This is a genomic window from Pseudomonas sp. B8(2017), assembly GCF_002113575.1.
Taxonomy (GTDB): Bacteria; Pseudomonadota; Gammaproteobacteria; order Pseudomonadales; family Pseudomonadaceae; genus Aquipseudomonas; species Aquipseudomonas putida_Z.
The window spans coordinates 630648-647134 of the sequence record NZ_NEIO01000001.1 but is presented as its reverse complement, the minus strand read 5'-3'; the positions used below and the strand labels follow the sequence as shown (position 1 = coordinate 647134).

17 protein-coding genes are annotated in these 16487 nt (G+C 66.0%); 11 read left to right on the top strand and 6 right to left on the bottom strand.

The window, feature by feature from the left end; all coding sequences use genetic code 11:
* Positions 1-108: 108 nt before the first annotated feature.
* Positions 109-705, top strand: coding sequence for a MarC family protein (locus CAG22_RS02980; protein WP_013974374.1), 597 nt, complete (start codon positions 109-111; stop codon positions 703-705).
* Here CAG22_RS02980 and CAG22_RS02975 read toward each other — a convergent pair.
* From CAG22_RS02975 to cobG, 6 genes are all read right to left on the bottom strand, one after another.
* Positions 683-1366: a hypothetical protein gene (locus tag CAG22_RS02975; RefSeq protein ID WP_256575247.1), complete on the bottom strand. Its 684-nt coding sequence runs from the start codon at positions 1364-1366 to the stop codon at positions 683-685. The genes CAG22_RS02980 and CAG22_RS02975 overlap by 23 nt on opposite strands.
* Before the next feature lie 59 nt (positions 1367-1425).
* Positions 1426-2106, bottom strand: coding sequence for a hypothetical protein (locus tag CAG22_RS02970; protein ID WP_085704328.1), 681 nt, complete (start codon positions 2104-2106; stop codon positions 1426-1428).
* 93 nt (positions 2107-2199) lie between these two features.
* A complete protein-coding gene (gene cobJ, locus CAG22_RS02965; protein WP_085704325.1) occupies positions 2200-3897 on the bottom strand; it encodes a precorrin-3B C(17)-methyltransferase in 1698 nt (565 codons plus the stop codon).
* Positions 3885-4619, bottom strand: coding sequence for a precorrin-2 C(20)-methyltransferase (locus tag CAG22_RS02960; protein WP_016712210.1), 735 nt, complete (start codon positions 4617-4619; stop codon positions 3885-3887). The genes cobJ and CAG22_RS02960 overlap by 13 nt, the downstream gene beginning before the upstream one ends.
* Positions 4616-5242, bottom strand: coding sequence for a precorrin-8X methylmutase (locus tag CAG22_RS02955; RefSeq protein ID WP_003257545.1), 627 nt, complete (start codon positions 5240-5242; stop codon positions 4616-4618). The genes CAG22_RS02960 and CAG22_RS02955 overlap by 4 nt, the downstream gene beginning before the upstream one ends.
* Complete coding sequence (cobG, locus tag CAG22_RS02950; RefSeq protein WP_170929255.1) at positions 5235-6566, bottom strand: precorrin-3B synthase; 1332 nt, start codon at positions 6564-6566, stop codon at positions 5235-5237. The genes CAG22_RS02955 and cobG overlap by 8 nt, the downstream gene beginning before the upstream one ends.
* Before the next feature lie 244 nt (positions 6567-6810).
* Here cobG and cbiE point away from each other — a divergent pair, with 244 nt between their 5' ends.
* The 10 genes from cbiE (at position 6811) to CAG22_RS02895 (ending at position 16472) form a co-directional block, all read left to right on the top strand.
* Entirely contained in the window at positions 6811-8022 is a 1212-nt protein-coding gene (gene cbiE, locus CAG22_RS02945) for a precorrin-6y C5,15-methyltransferase (decarboxylating) subunit CbiE (RefSeq protein ID WP_085587971.1), read from the top strand.
* Positions 8015-9109: a cobalt-precorrin-5B (C(1))-methyltransferase gene (locus CAG22_RS02940; protein WP_085614784.1), complete on the top strand. Its 1095-nt coding sequence runs from the start codon at positions 8015-8017 to the stop codon at positions 9107-9109. Before cbiE ends, CAG22_RS02940 begins: the two co-directional genes overlap by 8 nt.
* Positions 9106-9828, top strand: coding sequence for a cobalt-precorrin-6A reductase (locus tag CAG22_RS02935; RefSeq protein WP_085704321.1), 723 nt, complete (start codon positions 9106-9108; stop codon positions 9826-9828). The genes CAG22_RS02940 and CAG22_RS02935 overlap by 4 nt, the downstream gene beginning before the upstream one ends.
* Positions 9829-10019: 191 nt before the next feature.
* Complete coding sequence (locus tag CAG22_RS02925) at positions 10020-10457, top strand: NfeD family protein (RefSeq protein WP_085587962.1); 438 nt, start codon at positions 10020-10022, stop codon at positions 10455-10457.
* Between the two features lie 26 nt (positions 10458-10483).
* On the top strand, positions 10484-11338 hold the full coding sequence (locus tag CAG22_RS02920; RefSeq protein ID WP_075046500.1) for an SPFH domain-containing protein: 855 nt from the start codon (positions 10484-10486) through the stop codon (positions 11336-11338).
* Between the two features lie 213 nt (positions 11339-11551).
* Positions 11552-11941: a DUF2946 domain-containing protein gene (locus tag CAG22_RS02915; protein ID WP_085704319.1), complete on the top strand. Its 390-nt coding sequence runs from the start codon at positions 11552-11554 to the stop codon at positions 11939-11941.
* Positions 11942-11988: 47 nt separating this feature from the next.
* The gene (locus CAG22_RS02910; RefSeq protein ID WP_003257539.1) at positions 11989-12474 is read left to right on the top strand and encodes a copper chaperone PCu(A)C; all 486 of its coding nucleotides are present in this window, start codon (positions 11989-11991) and stop codon (positions 12472-12474) included.
* Positions 12475-12497: 23 nt separating this feature from the next.
* Positions 12498-12929 carry a DUF2946 domain-containing protein gene (locus tag CAG22_RS02905; protein ID WP_025340795.1) on the top strand — a complete coding sequence of 144 codons (432 nt, stop codon included), beginning with the start codon at positions 12498-12500 and terminating at the stop codon, positions 12927-12929.
* Positions 12930-12997: 68 nt separating this feature from the next.
* Entirely contained in the window at positions 12998-15046 is a 2049-nt protein-coding gene (locus tag CAG22_RS02900; RefSeq protein ID WP_085704317.1) for a TonB-dependent copper receptor, read from the top strand.
* Between the two features lie 58 nt (positions 15047-15104).
* Positions 15105-16472, top strand: coding sequence for a PepSY domain-containing protein (locus tag CAG22_RS02895; RefSeq protein ID WP_085704315.1), 1368 nt, complete (start codon positions 15105-15107; stop codon positions 16470-16472).
* Positions 16473-16487 lie beyond the last annotated feature (15 nt).

Genomic DNA, 16487 nt, shown 5'->3' with positions numbered 1-16487 from the left:
CAATGCTATCCCTGTGGGAGCGGGTTCACCCGCGAAGAGGCCGGTACAGGCTATCAACAGAATCTGCTGATAAACTCTGCCCAGCCATAACTGCCTGGACTAGCCCCCATGCTCCATGAGTTGTTCAGCGTCTACCTGAAAATGCTCGTGCTCTACAGCCCGTTCTTCGTGCTGTCGTGCTTCATCAGCCTGACCCGCGGCCACTCCAGCAAGGAGCGCAAGCAGCTGGCCTGGAAGGTGGCCATCGCCGCGCTGATCGCCAGTGTTTTGCTGTACCTGTTCGGGCGGGCGATTTTCGGCATCTTCGGCATCACCGCCGACGCCTTCCGCATCGGCGCCGGCAGCGTGCTGTTCATCTCGGCACTGGGCATGGCCCAAGGCAAGTCCGCGGTACAGGCCGACAACGTGCAGCAGGATGTCACCATCGTGCCGCTGACCATCCCGCTCACCGTCGGCCCCGGCACCATCGGTGCACTGCTGGTAATGGGCGTCGGCCACCCGCACTGGGACGACAAGCTGTTGGCCATCATCAGCATCGCCCTGGCCAGCTTTACCGTCGGCCTGGTGCTGTACCTGTCACACCGTATCGAGCGCATCCTCGGTGACCAGGGCCTGCAGATCGTCAGCCGGCTGATGGGGCTGTTCGTCTGCGCCCTGGCTGCACAAATCATCTTTACCGGTATCAAAGGCTACCTGGCGCCCTGACCATCGCCGGATTGAGGTAGAACCGATACTCCCCCTGCGCATCCTTGGTTTTCATCAATGCCTGCAGTTCATCTCGCTGGTGTTGGAAGCGCCCGTTATCCAGCTGCAAGGAAACGCCATTGAACCCGGCTTCGCCCTCCAGCGCCTTTTCGACCAGCAGCATGTCCTGAGAAATGCCGGCGATCGGCTTGTCGAATTGCAGGGTAATACTGCAAAGGTCGAGGGCCGGGCCCGGCCTGAGCAAGCCAAGCTCGATCACCAGCTGCGAACCCTGCGTGCAGAACTTAAGCTGGTGGCGAAAACCTTCGATCGATCGGCCCAGGCCGCTTCTTACTGCAGCCAGCACGGCCTCATGACGGATCGAGCGCATCTTCAGCCACGCCTCGAGTGGCTGTATCTGCGCGCTGCGCGCGGGTTGCCCCAACTGTTTCAGGTCATGCGTACTGGCCAGCTTGATCCAGCCCAGTTGCCGGTATGCCTCGCGATAGGCGTCATACCAGGCTTCATAGTTGTCAAAGCGTGACCCCGCATTCCTGTTGGCCACCAACTGGGCGTAAAGGATGGAGTCGAAGGCAGCCTGGCGTTGAATCTGGCCAGCGTCCGCGCGATACAGTAATGCCGTCCCGCCAATCAACATCAGTTGTTCAGCTGTTCTGTCCATTGCGTTGCCTCGTCACAAAGAGCCGAACAAGGCGGCGTTGCAACAACGCCGCCCTGCAATCAGAAGTCGTACTGGAGAACGTTCTCGACGCTGCGCACGCCGAGTTTGTTTTCCACGGTTTCGCGGACCTTGTCGTAGACGAAAGTGTTGAGGGTGAGAACAGCCATGCCGGCGTAGTACTCGGTCTTTTCCAGCTTCCACTGGATACCCAGGATGTCATCATCCAGTTGTGGGGCAGAGGCCTGGATGCAGCTCACCACCATGACCACATCGTTGTTGTCGGTTTCGACGCAGGCGGCCATCCCGACCATGCCCCTGACCTTGTTCTTGCGCTTGTGATCGACCACCTTGAGGTCATTTTCGACGGTGGTGAGTTTGTCGAAGGCCGCCTTGGCCAGCACACCCAACTTGGTACCACCCAGCACCGCATTACCGACCGCACCAATCGCCCGTACAGCGACAGCGCCTACAGTGACAGACAGCTCGGCAGAGGTTTCCAGCTCGAAGGTGCGACGAGGGATGGTAAAACCAAGATCACGCATGACATCGATGAACCGGTCGTACCACTCCCTGCTCTGTTTTTCGGCATCGAAGGACTTGTCAGCCACCAAGGTGGCAAAGTGGAAGGCGTTCTTTACGTCATGACGGCTTTGCGAAGACATGCCTGCGCCGCAGGCCAGCAGGTTGCCTTCGACCAGGATGGCTGTGTCGGTTGCAGTGACTTGTGTTTCTGTGGACATGTGGAAACTCCTAGATGGTTGCGCCCCGAGTCAGGGGCGACCACCTTAGCCAGCGCGCCCAGGATGCAGCGCGCTGAAGGGTTTCCGGTGCAACTAGTCGGCCGACGGGTACCAACGCGGCGTGTAGGCCCACACCCCACCCGAGAGGCGAGGAAACACGCAGGTTGTAGATGAACCCACCAGCACCATGGTGCGCATGTCGACCATTTCCGGCAGCAGCTCGGCCAATGTGACGACCTTCAGCGTCTGCCCCGGCCTACCGATGTCACGGCCAAGGACTACAGGCGTGTTCCCCTCGCGGTGCCGACGCACGACCTCCAGCGCTACCCCGAGCTGGTGCGGCCTTGCCTTGGAAATCGGGTTGTAGAACGCCAGCACCAGGTCGGCCTGGGCCGCCAGGTCCAGGCGCTTTTCAATGATCGACCACGGCTTGAGGTTGTCCGACAGCGACATCACGCAGAAGTCATGCCCCAGCGGCGCGCCCGCCTGGGCGGCGGTCGCGAGCGAGGCTGACACCCCCGGCAGGATCTCGAGATCCACCCGGTGCCAGGCCGGCTCAGTGGACTCGTGCAGCGCTTCAAGTACCGCAGCTGCCATGGCGAACACACCCGGGTCGCCCGACGACACCACCACAACCGAACGGCCCTGGGCTGCCAGTTCGAAGGCATGCCGGGCACGCTGCATCTCTTCACGGTTGTCGGTGCAGTGCAGCACCTGGTCGTCACGGAACGGGCCGGCCATGCGCACGTAGGTTTCGTAACCGAGCACATCCTCGGCCCGCGCCAGCTCGGCCTTGACCGCCGGCACCATCAGCTCGGCTGCACCCGGCCCCAGGCCGATGACCGCCAGGCGACCCCGACGACGACCGATCTGCGCCACCTCGACCGGGGCAGGCGCCACCGCGATGACCACGTCTGCCACCTCGATCAGCTGCGCAGCAGGCAATGCTGCAGCAACCATCCCGCCCAGATCATGCGCCCTGGCAGCAAAGCGCAAGGCAACCCCCAGTGCCAGTGCGGCCTCGTGCAGGGCGCTATCGGCCATGGCTTGCTCATCGGCCAGCAGGCAGGCCACTGCAGGCTCGGCGATGCCGGCCTGCTGCAATGCCGCCCGGATACTGGCCAGGCTACCGCCAGCAACACCCACTACCACCGAGCGCGGGTGGATCAGCAGCTCGTCGCGGCTGGCCGGGCGCGCCTGGTGCCCCACATGGATGGTACGCCGGGCCGCCTCGCTGGCAGGCAACTGCGCCTGCTGCAGCCACGGCGCGTCACCTTCGATGCGCACCGCCTCGCCAGCCAGCAGGTCGGAGACAAAGCGCTTGCCTTGCTCGATATCCGCCAGCGCATAGCCCTGTGGCGGGTTCAGCAGACAGGTGCCGAAACGCAGCTCGCCACTGGTGGTAATCGCCGCAGCAACACCCAGTGCTTCAGCGATTTCGAGCGCCATCACGTTCACACCGCCAAGGCCCCCGAGCAACGGCACTACGGCACTGCCGTCTTCGGCCACGGCCAGTACTGGTGGCTCGACACCTTTCTCGCTGAGCAGGCTGGCCAGGCTGCGGATGACGATACCCGCGGCGCACAGGGCGATGATCGGCGTGTTCTGCTGGTACAGCCCACGCAGGGTATCGCCGAACGCGGTGTAGCAACGGTCGGCACCCTCGACCCGGCCTTCCAGGCCATGGATCGATGCTTGTGGATAACACTGCTGGATACGCTGCGCCGTGGCCAGGCTGCCCTGGCCAAGGATGACGATCGCCGGTGCCTGGTGCATGTTCAGCCCTGCCATTTTTCACCCGGCACGATGATCAGCGAGAAGTACGGCGACGACTGTGGGTCGACCTGGTCCAGCGGCACGATCTTCTGGTTGGCCATGGTCGCCCGCTCCACATACAGCGCGCGTCCGTCCAGGCCCAGTTCGGCCAGCACTTCGCGCACCTTGGGGAAGTTGCGGCCAAGCTTCATGATCACCGCCGCGTCGGCGTCGGCCAGGCGACGCTTGAGCTCTTCGGCCGGCAACACGCCAGACAGCACCGACAGGCTCTGGTTGCGGTACACCAGCGGCGCACCCAGTACCGATGCGCCACCGAGCATCGAGCAGACGCCGGGGATCACTTCGGCCTCGTAGCGCTGCGCCAGGCGGTCGTGCAGGTACATGTAGGAACCGTAGAAGAACGGGTCGCCTTCACAGATCACCGCCACGTCGCGGCCGGCATCCAGGTGCTCGGCCACCTGCACGCTGGCCTCGTCGTAGAAGTCGCTGATCACCTGTTCATAGGACAGCGGCGCTGGCAGCGCTTCGGTGGTTACCGGGTAGACCAGCGGCAGCAAGGTCTGCTCGGGCTGCAGGTGCGCCTCGATGATGCCGAAGGCGTTGCCGCGCTTGCCCTTGGCCACGAAGTAGCCGACCACGGGCGCTTCACGCAGCAGGCGCAGGGCCTTGAGGGTAATCAGTTCAGGGTCGCCAGGGCCCACGCCCAGGCCCAGCAGACGTCCACGCGGCGCCATCATTCCACCTCCGTGGCGAGGGCGTTGACCGCGGCGGCGGCCATCGCGCTGCCGCCCAGGCGGCCCTGCATGATCACGAACGGCACGCCACGGCTGTCGGCGGCGAGCATCGCCTTGGACTCGGCGGCACCGACGAAGCCGACCGGGAAGCCGAGGATCAGTGCTGGTTTCGGGGCGCCGGCGTCGAGCATTTCCAGCAGGTAGAACAGTGCGGTGGGCGCGTTGCCGATCACCACCACACTGCCTTCCAGGTGCGGTCGCCACAGTTCCAGGGCCACGGCGGAACGGGTGTTGCCGGCGTCTTTCGCCAGGCCCGGTACGCTCGGGTCGCGCAGGGTACAGATGACCTTGTTGTCGGCGGGCAGGCGGGCGCGGGTAATGCCTTCGGCGACCATGTGCGCATCGCACAGGATCGGCGCGCCGTTCAGCAACGCCTCGCGCCCTGCCCGGCCGGCGCCTTCGGAGAACTGCAGACCATCGATGGCGTCGACCATGCCACAGGCGTGGATCACGCGCACGGCGAGCTTTTCGAGGTCTGCGGGGATCCGCTCGAGTCGGGCTTCCTCGCGGATGATCCGGAAGGAATTGCGATAGATCTCCTGACCATCGCGGATGTAGTCAATCATCAAGGTGCTCCGTCGGCAGGTCGAGCATGGCGCCTGCTTCATTCAAGGTAAGGTCGGTGGCGCGCAGGGCGCCGAAGCCCGGCAGGCGCGCATCACGCAGGTACAGGTCGTAACGGCCCGGCGCGCGGGCCAGCAGGGTGGCCGGGGCAACATGGGCCACGGCGCAGGATCGGGGGCAACCGGACAAGTGCACGCTGCCGGGCACGCCAGGGCCGAGCAGTGCGGCCAGGGTGACGGCGTCGGCCTTGGTCTCGCCCAGGGCCTTGGCACAGCCACTGGCGCCGGTACAGGCGCTTATGCGGGCCAGTGGCTCATGGTCGTGGCATAGCAGGCCCAGTGCGGACAACCCGGCCTGGGCGTGATCGATGTGTTGGGCTTGCAGGTTGGTCAGCACCAGGCTTTGCCAGGGGCTCAGGCGCAGGTTGCCATCGCCATGTTCACGGGCAACGCGCGCAGCGCCACGCAGCATGGCCGGGGTCAGGCGCCCCTGCGGCGGGGCAACGCCCAAGGCGACGCCCTGCGCCTGGGGCAGAACGCCCAGCCACGAGACGTTGCGGGGTGCACGCCGCCATGCGAGCACGGCGGCATCGCGGCGGAGGGCCAGGCCGAGCCCGTCGATGAAATCGGTTGCCGAACACACCTCGAGCAACTGGCGCATGCGCGACTGTGCCGGGGTGGCCAGGTCGAGGAAGCGCTCCAGCACCGCACGCACCAGTGCCAGGCCTTGTTCCGCCGGCACCGCGCCGAGCACCTGGCCGTCTGCCGGGCAACCCGCCAGGCCAAACGCCAGCCAGGTCTGCTGCCCCAGGCGCAGGGCCGACAGCCACAGGTCATGGGGGTGTTCGAGCATGGCCAGGTTTTCGCCGGCATCCAGCTGCACGGCGAACTTTGCCGACAACTGGTGAAAACGCGGGGTGCCTTCCAGCAGGTCGAGGATCTGCCCGGCCAGCGGCCGAGCGTCCAGCAGCATCGCCGGGTCATGCCCGGCCAGCGGGCTGAGCATCAGGTTGCGCACATCGTCACCGGCGGCATCACGTGGGCCCAGGCCGGCAGCGAGCAGTGTCTCGACCAGGCCGCGATGCTCGCTGCCGATGCCGCGAATCTGCAGGTTGCCGCGGTTGGTGGCCTCGATCACGCCACCGGCGAAACGCTCGGCAGCCGCCGCCACTGCGTCGGCCTGGTCGGCCAGCAGCAGGCCGCCCGGCAGCTTGATGCGGCAGATGCCGCCATCACGGGCACTGACGATGCGCCACAACCCCGGGCAGGCCGAGGGACGGGGCGATACATGGGAGGCATGGGCCTGGGTCAAAGGGGCGTCCGGCAATCTGTGAAAATGCGCTTGAGTGTAGAAGGCGCGGTATTATGCCTGCTTTGTCCGGCGGCATGAAAAGCCGGTGGTCGAGCATCATCGACGATCGAGTAGAAATTCAGGACCGCGTCGCCTTCTTCGCGGGCCCGCCCGCTCCCACAGGATCACCGCTGCCCTCAACGGCTGCGCTGTACCTGTAGGAGCGGGCGAGCCCGCGAAGGGGCGCGCAGCGGCCCCAAAAAATGGCGGAATGAAATACATGGCACCCTGGCTGACAGTAGTAGGTATCGGCGAAGACGGCTTCAGCGGCCTGGGCAAGCAGGCCCGGCGCGCGCTGCTGGGCGCTGCGCGGATCTTCGGCAGCCCGCGCCAGCTGGCCTTGCTGCCACGCTGCGTGGCCGGCGAACGGCTGGTCTGGCCAAGCCCGTTCTCGCTGGCCTCGGTACTGGCCCTGCGCGGCCAGCCGGTATGCGTGCTGGCCAGCGGCGACCCGATGTTCTACGGCGTCGGCGCCAGCCTGGCGCGCCAACTGCCCGCCGCTGAAATACGCGTGCTGTCGATGCCCTCCTCCTGCGCCCTGGCCGCCGCCCGCCTGGGCTGGCCGCTGCAGGACGTGCAAGTGGTATCGCTGGTCGCTCGGCCCCTGGCAGCGCTCAATGCCCACCTGCACAGCGGCGTGCGCCTGCTGGTGCTGAGCAACGACGGCGACAGCCCGGCAGCAATTGCCACGCAGCTGCGCGAGCGGGGCTTCGGGCCAAGCCGCCTGCGGGTCTTCGAACACTTGGGTGGCGTGGACGAACGCGAGTTGGCCGGCACCGCCCAGGACTGGCCGCACAGCGACGTCGCCGCGCTGAACCTGGTAGCCATCGAGTGCCTGGCCACGCCCGAGGCGCCGCGCCTGCACCGGCTGGCCGGGTTGCCGGACAGCGCCTTCCGGCATGACGGCCAGCTGACCAAACGCGATGTCCGCGCCATCACCCTGGCCCGCCTGGCACCACAGCCCGGCGAGTTGCTGTGGGACGTGGGTGCCGGCTGCGGCTCGATCGGCATCGAATGGATGCGCGCCCACCCGGCCTGCCGCGCCTTGGCCATCGAGGCCGACGAAGGCCGCCAGGGCTTCATCGAACACAACCGCGATGCGTTGGGTGTCCCCGGCCTGCAACTGGTCTGCGGCAAGGCACCGGCAGCGCTGGAGGGCCTGGAGCAACCGGATGCGATCTTCATCGGTGGCGGCGTCACCCGCGAAGGTGTGCTCGACCTGTGCTGGGCAAACCTGCGCCCCGGCGGCCGGCTGGTAGCCAATGCGGTGACCCTGCAAAGCGAACTGGCCCTGGCGCATTTCCGTGAACGCCATGGCGGCGAGCTGACCCGCATCCATGTCGCCCATGCCCAGCCATTGGGCGCGTTCGACACTTGGCGCCAGGCACTGCCGATCACCTTGCTGGACGTGGTGAAACCCGCCGATGCGTGAAGAAACCCGCGAACAGCCCGCCCCCCTGCGCAGCGGCCTGACCACCGGCAGCTGCGCCACTGCCACCAGCCTGGCGGCAGCGCGCTTGCTGCTGGGAGGCGAGAGCAACGACGCCGTCAGCATCACCCTGCCCAAGGGCAAGGTGGTGCAAATGCGCCTGGAGTTCTGCCGCCTCACCAGCCAAGGTGCCGAAGCGGGCACGCTCAAGGACGCCGGCGACGACCCGGACGTGACCCATGGCGCCCTGCTCTATAGCCAGGTGCGCCTGCTGGCCGAACCGGGCATCCGTTTTGTCGCCGGCACCGGCGTCGGCACCGTGACCCGCCCGGGGCTGGTGCTGGCGGTGGGTGAGCCGGCCATCAACCCGGTGCCACGGCGCATGATCAGCGAACACCTGCAACGCCTGGCGGACGAATGCAGCTACCCCGGCGGCTTCGAGGTCACGGTCAATGTGCAGGGCGGCGAGCAACTGGCCCTGAAGACCATGAACCCGCGCCTGGGCATTCTCGGCGGGCTGTCGATCCTCGGCACCAGCGGCATCGTGCGGCCGTTTTCCTGCGCGGCCTACATCGCCTCGATCCACCAGGGCATCGACGTCGCCCACACCAACGGCTACACGCATATCGCCGCATGCACCGGCAACGCCAGCGAGGACACCATGCGCCGCGTCTATGGCCTGCCGGAAATAGCCCTGATCGAAATGGGCGACTTCGTCGGTGCGGTGCTCAAGCACCTGCGCAAGGTGCCGGTGCCACGCCTGACCCTGTGCGGCGGTTTCGGCAAGATCAGCAAACTGGCTGCCGGGCACATGGACCTGCATAGCCGCCACTCCAGCATCGACCTGCCGCAACTGGCCGGCTGGGCAGCGGACATCGGCGCCGACGAGGCGCTGCAGGCATCGATCATTACTGCCAACACCAGCCAGCAGGCCCTGGCACTGGCCCATGCAGCCGGCATCCCCTTGGGTGACGCGGTGTGCGGCCACGCCCTGGCCTTCGCCCGCAGCGTGGTGCCAGCGCAGGTGCAGGTGGAGGTGTTCGCCATCGACCGCCAGGGTGGCATCGTCGGCCGGGCGGGTGTGCAATGAACGGGCGCATCTTGCTGCTGGGCGGCGTCACTGAAGCCCTGGCCATCGCTCGCCGCCTGGGCCCGCAGCACGTCTACAGCCTGGCGGGCATCGGCCGGGTGCCGCAGGACCTGCAATGCCAGGTTCGGGTCGGCGGCTTTGGCGGTGCCGAAGGGTTGGCCCGCTACCTGCACGAGGCAGGCATCACGTTGCTGATCGATGCTACCCATCCCTATGCCGCACAGATCAGCCGCAATGCGGCCAACGCCGCAGGCATGGCCGGTATCCCGTGCTGGGCTTTGCGCCGCCCGGCCTGGCAGGCGCAAACGGGGGACGACTGGCGCGAGGTCGAGGACTGGGCGCGGTTGATCGAGGCACTCAAGCCGTTTCGCAGGCCATTGTTCACGCTGGGGCGTGAGCCGCTGCAACATCTGGACGAGATACCGCCGGAGCAGTTCTGGACCTTGCGTGCGCTGGAGGCGTGCCCTGGCAATGATCGCTGCGAAGTGATTGGCGCGCGCGGGCCGTTCCATATCGACGATGAGCGGGCGTTGTTCCAGCGCCGCAAGATCGATGTACTGATCAGCAAGAACAGCGGCAGCGTGGCGACCGAACCGAAGCTGGAAGTGGCGCGGGAGCTGGGGATACCTGTGCTGATCCTGAAGCGACCGGCGTTGCCGGATGTGGACCAGGCATTCGACTCGCCAGCCGACCTGGCTGCGGCACTCGACCTGCAATAACTGTGGGAGCGGGCGCGCCCGCGAACACCGGCGAAGCCGGTGCCATGCACCGAGTCGTAATTTTCGCGGGCACGCCCGCTCCCACAGGGGTGGCCTACAGTAAGTTCAGACTTTTCTCTCAAACCATGAAGTGGCCATGTGCCGCACTGCTACCTTAAACTCGGCACTCCCTCCCGGAAGGCGCTACCCATATGGAAATGCAATGGTGGATCTGGCTGGTCTTCGGCATCGCGCTGATCCTGCTCGAACTGGTCCTGCCGACGTTCTTCATCCTCTGGTTCGGCATCGGCGCCGTGCTGGTGTCGCTCATTTCGCTGGCCGTCCCCAGCCTGCAACTGGACATGCAGGTGCTGCTGTGGGTGCTGATGTCGTCAGTCACCACGGCACTGTGGTTCAAGCTGTTCCGGCGCAAGCAACCAGACGTGCGCTGGACCGCCGAAAGCGTGATCGGTGAAGTGGGGCTGCTGACTGCTGGTGTATCGGAGTTCCAGAAAGGCCGAGTGCGCTTCCAGAAGCCTATCCTAGGCAACGAGGAATGGACCTGCGTCGCCAACAGCGAGATCGCGGCCGGCGAGCGGGTACGCCTGACCGCCATCGAAGGGAACACCGCCCGGGTCATCCGGGCCTGAATCCGCACTAAAAGGAATTTCGCATCATGACCAGCCTCATCGTCGTCGTCGCCATCGCCCTGTTCGTCCTGATCACCGTGTTCAAGGGGGTGCGCATCGTGCCCCAGGGCGAGGAATGGGTCGTCGAGCGCCTGGGCCGCTACCAAAGCACCCTAAAGCCCGGCCTGAACATCGTCATCCCGTACATGGACGTGGTCGCCTACCGCCTGCCGACCAAGGACATCATCCTCGATGTGCAGCAGCAGGAAATCATCACCCGGGACAACGCGGTGATCGTCGCCAACGCCCTGTGCTTCGCCAAGGTGGTCGACCCGCAGAAGGCCTCCTATGGCGTGCAGGATTTCTCGTTCGCCGTCACCAGCCTGACCATGACCTCGCTGCGCGCCATCGTCGGCGCCATGGACCTGGACGAAGCGCTGTCCAGCCGCGAGCAGATCAAGGCACGCCTGCGCGAGGCGATGTCCGAGCAGACCGAAGACTGGGGCGTGACCGTACGCTCGGTGGAAATCCAGGACATCAAGCCCTCGGAGAACATGCAACTGGCCATGGAGCGCCAGGCGGCAGCAGAGCGTGAGCGCAAGGCCGATGTGACCCGTGCCGAAGGGGCCAAGCAGGCGGCGATCCTGGAAGCAGAAGCACGCTTGCAGGCTGCCAGGCTGGATGCCGAAGCGCAGATCAGCCTGGCCGAGGCCTCGGCGCGGGCGATTACGCTGGTCAAGGACGCGGTCGGCAACGAGACCGTGCCGGCGATGTACCTGCTGGGCGAGCGCTATGTGGGGGCGATGGAGAACCTGGCGGGCAGCAGCAATGCCAAAGTGGTGGTGCTGCCGGCGGACCTGCAGGAGACCGTGCGTGGGCTGATGGGGCGTGGCAAGGCTTGAGGGTACCTTTGCCTTCATCGCCGGCAAGCCAGCTCCCACAGGGACCGCACAAATTTAAAGGCCTGTGGTAAACCTGTGGGAGCTGGCTTGCCGGCGATTGGGCTGCAAAGCAGCCCCTCGAAGGGCCCGGCCTGCGTCACTTCACCGCACCCCGCCATTTTTACCTATACTCCGCCTTACAATACCCACCACGATTCCTGACCGGATCTCTCCATGCCCCCACGTCGGCACATCGCCTGGATAGCCTGCCTTGCAGTGCTGTTCAACCTGCTGGCCATGCCGCTGTCTTCCGCCGCGCCCAAGGGCCCGGCCGAGCAGCTGCTGTGGGGGGCCTTCTGTTCCAGCATGGCCAACAAGGCCAAGGTCGACGTCCAGGCCCTGGCCAAGATCGACCTCGCCCCGCAAAGCGACGACAGCGCCAGCATGATGAATTGCTGGTGCTGCTCCGGTGCCGCGCCACTGCTGGCCCTGCCCGGCTACCCGCCGCAGCTGCACAACCCGCCGATACTGCTCGCCGGCCTGCTGCCGCCACCCGCCGACTACCACGCCACGCCGCGCCAACTCTGGCCGGCGCTCAACCCCCGTGCCTCTCCGCTGGCCTGAGTTCTTCACGCTGTCTGCCTGAACCTGAACAGAAACGGAGATTCACCATGCTCAAGCACGCCCTCGTCATGGCCGCCCTGCTGCTGCCCGGCGCCTTTGCCAATGCCCACGAATACAGCGTGGGTGACCTGCACATCGCCCACCCCTGGTCACTGCAGTTGCCCCCCAACGCCCCCAACGTCGCGGCGTATTTCGTGGTGCACAACAATGGCCAGGCCGACGACCGCCTGCTCGGTGTCGACAGCCCCATCAGCGATGACGCACAACTGCACGAGCATGCCATGAGCGCCAGCGGTGCCATGAAGATGCAGCAGGTGCCCAGCGTGGTGGTGCCCGCTGGCAAGGACCTGACCTTCGCGCCCAGCGCCTACCATGTGATGCTGATGCAGCCCAAGGACCGCAGCCTGCTCAGCGACGGCAAGCGCTTCCCGTTGACCCTGCACTTCGAGAAGGCCGGCGATATCACCGTCGATGTGGCCGTGCAGAAGCAGGCGCCGACGGACCAGCCGCAAGCCCACGAACACGCGCACTGATCACCCGCTGAAAGGCACTCGCCATGAGCCTGCCGCGCAACAGCATCAGCCGTACCACCCGCCCTGACCGCAGGCGCGCCGGTGGCGGATGGCTGAGCCTGTTCGCCATGTGGATGATCTTCATCGGCCCGCTGATTTCCCAGTCGATGCCGATGGACCACCACGCCGGCATGAGCATGCCGATGGACATGCCGATGGCCACCGCCCATCAGCATGGCGGCGACACCCATCACGGCCAGGCTGGCGATGGCCAGCTGCATGTGATGTGGGAGAAGTGCGGTTACTGCAGCCTGTTGTTCAACTGCCCGGCCCTGCCCCAGGCCCTAAGCCCGCTCAGTGCCGGCAGCGTCGTACCCACCACCCACCTGTTCGCACCCACGCGCCAGGGCCATGCCCGGCAGGCTGTATTCCCCGGCGCGCGCAGCCGCGCCCCACCTTCCTCGATCAACGTCTGAACCCACATTTTTTGCGCACGGAGCCAGGAGGCTTCGCGCTGACTCATGACTGATCGACTGGAATCATTATGTCCGGCTGCACCCCTGTTTTTGCCTTGTCCCTGCGTGGGACCATCGCCGCCGTGTGCGGCTCGCTGCTCGCGCCCGTGGCCCTGGCCGCCGACCCAGGCCATGAAGGCCATGCACACGACGCCCCCGAGCTGAGCCCGACGGTGATCACCGCCGTGGCCCCGAGCTCGCCGCTGACCGTGGTCACCAACCCGAAAGACCCGCGCCAGCCGGTGCCGGCCAGCGATGGCGCCGACTACCTGAAGACCATCCCCGGCTTCTCGGCCATCCGCGCCGGCGGCACCAACGGCGACCCGGTACTGCGCGGCATGTTCGGCTCGCGCCTGAACATCCTCACCAATGGCGGCCTGATGCTGGGCGCGTGCCCCAACCGCATGGACGCCCCCACATCGTACATTTCGCCGGAAACCTACGACCGCCTGACCGTCATCAAAGGCCCGCAAAGCGTGATCTGGGGCCCGGGCGGCTCGGCGGGCACCATCCTCTTCGAGCGCGGGCCGGAAAAGTTCGGCACCCTCGGCAGCCGGGTCAATGCCAGCCTGCTGGCCGGCTCCAACGGCCGCTTCGACAAGGTGCTGGACACTGCCGCCGGCAACGACCAGGCCTACGCCCGCTTCGTCGGCAACCAGTCGCGCTCGGACGACTACCACGACGGCGGTGACAACACCGTGCCGTCACGCTGGGACAAGTGGAACGGCGATGTCGCCCTCGGCTGGACCCCCGATCAGGACACCCTGCTGGAACTCACCGCCGGCAAGGGCGATGGCGAGGCCCGCTATGCCGGCCGAGGCATGGACGGCTCGCAGTTCAAGCGCGAAAGCCTGGGCCTGCGTTTCGAAAAGTCCAACCTCGGCGAGGTGCTCGACAAGGTCGAGGCGCAGGTCTACTACAACTACGCCGACCACGTGATGGACAACTACAGCCTGCGCACGCCTTCGGGCAGCGGCATGATGGGCATGCCGATGGTCAGCAACGTCGACCGCCGCACCATGGGCGCACGCATCAAGGCCACCTGGCGCTGGGCCGACGTGCAACTGATCGGCGGCATCGACGCGCAGACCAACGAACATCGCAAGCGCGGTGGCATGGGTGTGGACGCGCACAAGGGCAAGGCCTGGACCAAGGACGCCGACTTTCACAACTACGGTGCCTTCGGCGAGCTGACCTGGTACGTCAGCGGCGAGGACCGGTTGATCAGCGGTGCCCGCCTGGACCGCGCCTCGGCCCGCGACTTCCGCGCGACCAGCGCCACCAACGGCAACACCCGCGCCGACACCCTGCCCAGCGGCTTCGTACGCTACGAGCACGACCTGGCGGCGCTGCCAGCCACCACCTACATCGGCCTCGGCCATGCGCAACGCTTCCCCGACTACTGGGAGCTGTTCTCGGCGGGCGGCCCCACCGGCTCGGTCAATGCCTTCGACAGCATCAAGCCGGAGAAAACCACCCAGCTCGACTTCGGTGTCCAGTACCGCGACGAGCGCATGGAAGCCTGGGCTTCCGGCTACGTGGGGCAGATCCGCGACTACATCCTGTTCGACTACCAGGGGATGAGCTCCCGGGCCCGCAATATCGACGCCCGCATCATGGGCGGCGAACTGGGCGCGGCCTACCAGCTGACGGAAAACTGGAAGGCCGACGCAACGCTGGCCTACGCCTGGGGCAAGAACAGCAGTGACGGCACAGCACTACCGCAAATGCCGCCCCTGGAAAGCCGCCTGGGCCTGACCTACAGCCGCGATGTCTGGAGCGTCGGCGCACTGTGGCGGCTGGTGGCGGCGCAGAACCGCATTGCCGAGAACCAGGGCAACGTGGTCGGCAAGGACTACGACAAGAGCGCCGGATTCGGCGTGTTCTCGCTCAATGGCGCCTACAAGGTAAGCAACCACCTCAAGCTCAGCGCAGGGGTCGACAACCTGTTCGACAAGACCTACGCCGAGCACTTGAACCTGGCCGGGAACGCCGGGTTCGGCTACCCGGCTACCGATCCACAGCCGGTCAACGAGCCAGGCAGGACCTTCTGGACCAAGGTCGACTTCAGCTTCTGACAACAACAACGGGCGCGGCGCAGGTCGCGCCCATCTGCTGGTCAAACAGGAGGTTCCCATGAGAGGAACACGCATCAACTTCTACAACCTGGCCTGGCGTTGGCACTTCTATGCGGGGCTGTTCGTGGCCCCGTTCATGATCCTGCTGGCAATCACCGGGATCATCTACCTGTTCAAGCCGCAGCTCGATCCGCTGCTGTACCGCGAGCTGATGGTGGTCGAAGCCGGCCACCACCGACAGGGCGCGGACACGATGCTGGCCGAGGTGCGCAAGGCCTACCCCAAGGGCCACGTTGGCCAGTACCTGCCGCCGCTGGACGCCGAACGCAGCGCACAATTCGTGGTGCATGACGCCGGGCGCGAACTGAACGTGTTCGTCGACCCCTACAGCGGCAAAGTCCTCGGCGAACAGGATGGCAAGCAGAACCTGCAGGCCATCGCCCGCGCCCTGCATGGCGAACTGATGGTCGGCACGGTCGGTGACCGCCTGGTAGAACTGGCCGCGGGCTGGGGCATCGTGCTGGTGGTGTCGGGCCTGTACTTGTGGTGGCCACGCGGGCGAAATGGCGCTGGCGTGCTGTGGCCACGGCTGTCGGCGCGCGGCCGACTGTTCTGGCGCGACCTGCATGCGGTGACCGGTTTCTGGGGCTCGGCCTTGTTGCTGCTGATGCTGGTCAGCGGCATGACCTGGACCGGCCTGTGGGGCAAGCAGTACGCCGACTTGTGGAACCGCTTTCCGGCGGCCATGTGGAATGACGTGCCCAAGTCGGACCAGCAGGCGGGTGAACTCAACAGCGCGCACCGCCAGACCGTGCCCTGGGCGATGGAAAACACGCCGATGCCGCAGTCCGGTGCACACGCCGAACATGCCGGGCATCACATGATGTCGAGCGCGCCGGCAGCGCCACAGATAAGCCTGCAGCAGGTCGAAGACATCGCTACCGCGCGCCAGGTCGAACCGGGTTACAGCATCACCGCGCCGACCACGGCCGATGGCGTGTTCACCATCGCCGTATTCGCCGACGACCCGCGCAACGACGCCACCCTGCATGTCGACCAGTACACCGGCAAGGTGCTGGCCGATGTGCGCTGGCAGGACTACAGCCCGGTCGCCCGTGCCACCGAGCTGGGTGTGATGCTGCATGAAGGCAAGATGTTCGGGGCGTTCAACCAGATCATCATCCTGCTGGTGTGCCTGATGATCTTGCTGGGCTCGGTGAGCGGGCTGGTGATGTGGTGGAAGCGCAGGCCGGCCGGCGGGCTGGGTGTGCCGCCGCTGCGCCATGACTTGCCGCGCTGGAAGACGGCGGTGGGGGTGATGCTGGTGCTGGGGTTGATGTTCCCGCTGGTGGGGGTGTCGATGGTGGTGATGTGGCTGGTGGATAGCCTGGTGGTGAGGCGCGGTCGGGTGCTGGCCAGCGCTTGAGCCTTGCTTCGTCTG

Bases quoted from the DNA above. Each gene is read 5' to 3' on its own strand.
- CAG22_RS02980 (WP_013974374.1), top strand. From the start codon at position 109: ATGCTCCATGAGTTGTTCAGCGTCTACCTGAAAATGCTCGTGCTCTAC.
- CAG22_RS02975 (WP_256575247.1), bottom strand. From the start codon at position 1,366: ATGGACAGAACAGCTGAACAACTGATGTTGATTGGCGGGACGGCATTA.
- CAG22_RS02970 (WP_085704328.1), bottom strand. From the start codon at position 2,106: ATGTCCACAGAAACACAAGTCACTGCAACCGACACAGCCATCCTGGTC.
- cobJ (WP_085704325.1), bottom strand. From the start codon at position 3,897: ATGGCAGGGCTGAACATGCACCAGGCACCGGCGATCGTCATCCTTGGC.
- CAG22_RS02960 (WP_016712210.1), bottom strand. From the start codon at position 4,619: ATGATGGCGCCGCGTGGACGTCTGCTGGGCCTGGGCGTGGGCCCTGGC.
- CAG22_RS02955 (WP_003257545.1), bottom strand. From the start codon at position 5,242: ATGATTGACTACATCCGCGATGGTCAGGAGATCTATCGCAATTCCTTC.
- cbiE (WP_085587971.1), top strand. From the start codon at position 6,811: ATGGCACCCTGGCTGACAGTAGTAGGTATCGGCGAAGACGGCTTCAGC.
- CAG22_RS02940 (WP_085614784.1), top strand. From the start codon at position 8,015: ATGCGTGAAGAAACCCGCGAACAGCCCGCCCCCCTGCGCAGCGGCCTG.
- CAG22_RS02935 (WP_085704321.1), top strand. From the start codon at position 9,106: ATGAACGGGCGCATCTTGCTGCTGGGCGGCGTCACTGAAGCCCTGGCC.
- CAG22_RS02925 (WP_085587962.1), top strand. From the start codon at position 10,020: ATGGAAATGCAATGGTGGATCTGGCTGGTCTTCGGCATCGCGCTGATC.
- CAG22_RS02920 (WP_075046500.1), top strand. From the start codon at position 10,484: ATGACCAGCCTCATCGTCGTCGTCGCCATCGCCCTGTTCGTCCTGATC.
- CAG22_RS02915 (WP_085704319.1), top strand. From the start codon at position 11,552: ATGCCCCCACGTCGGCACATCGCCTGGATAGCCTGCCTTGCAGTGCTG.
- CAG22_RS02910 (WP_003257539.1), top strand. From the start codon at position 11,989: ATGCTCAAGCACGCCCTCGTCATGGCCGCCCTGCTGCTGCCCGGCGCC.
- CAG22_RS02905 (WP_025340795.1), top strand. From the start codon at position 12,498: ATGAGCCTGCCGCGCAACAGCATCAGCCGTACCACCCGCCCTGACCGC.
- CAG22_RS02900 (WP_085704317.1), top strand. From the start codon at position 12,998: ATGTCCGGCTGCACCCCTGTTTTTGCCTTGTCCCTGCGTGGGACCATC.
- CAG22_RS02895 (WP_085704315.1), top strand. From the start codon at position 15,105: ATGAGAGGAACACGCATCAACTTCTACAACCTGGCCTGGCGTTGGCAC.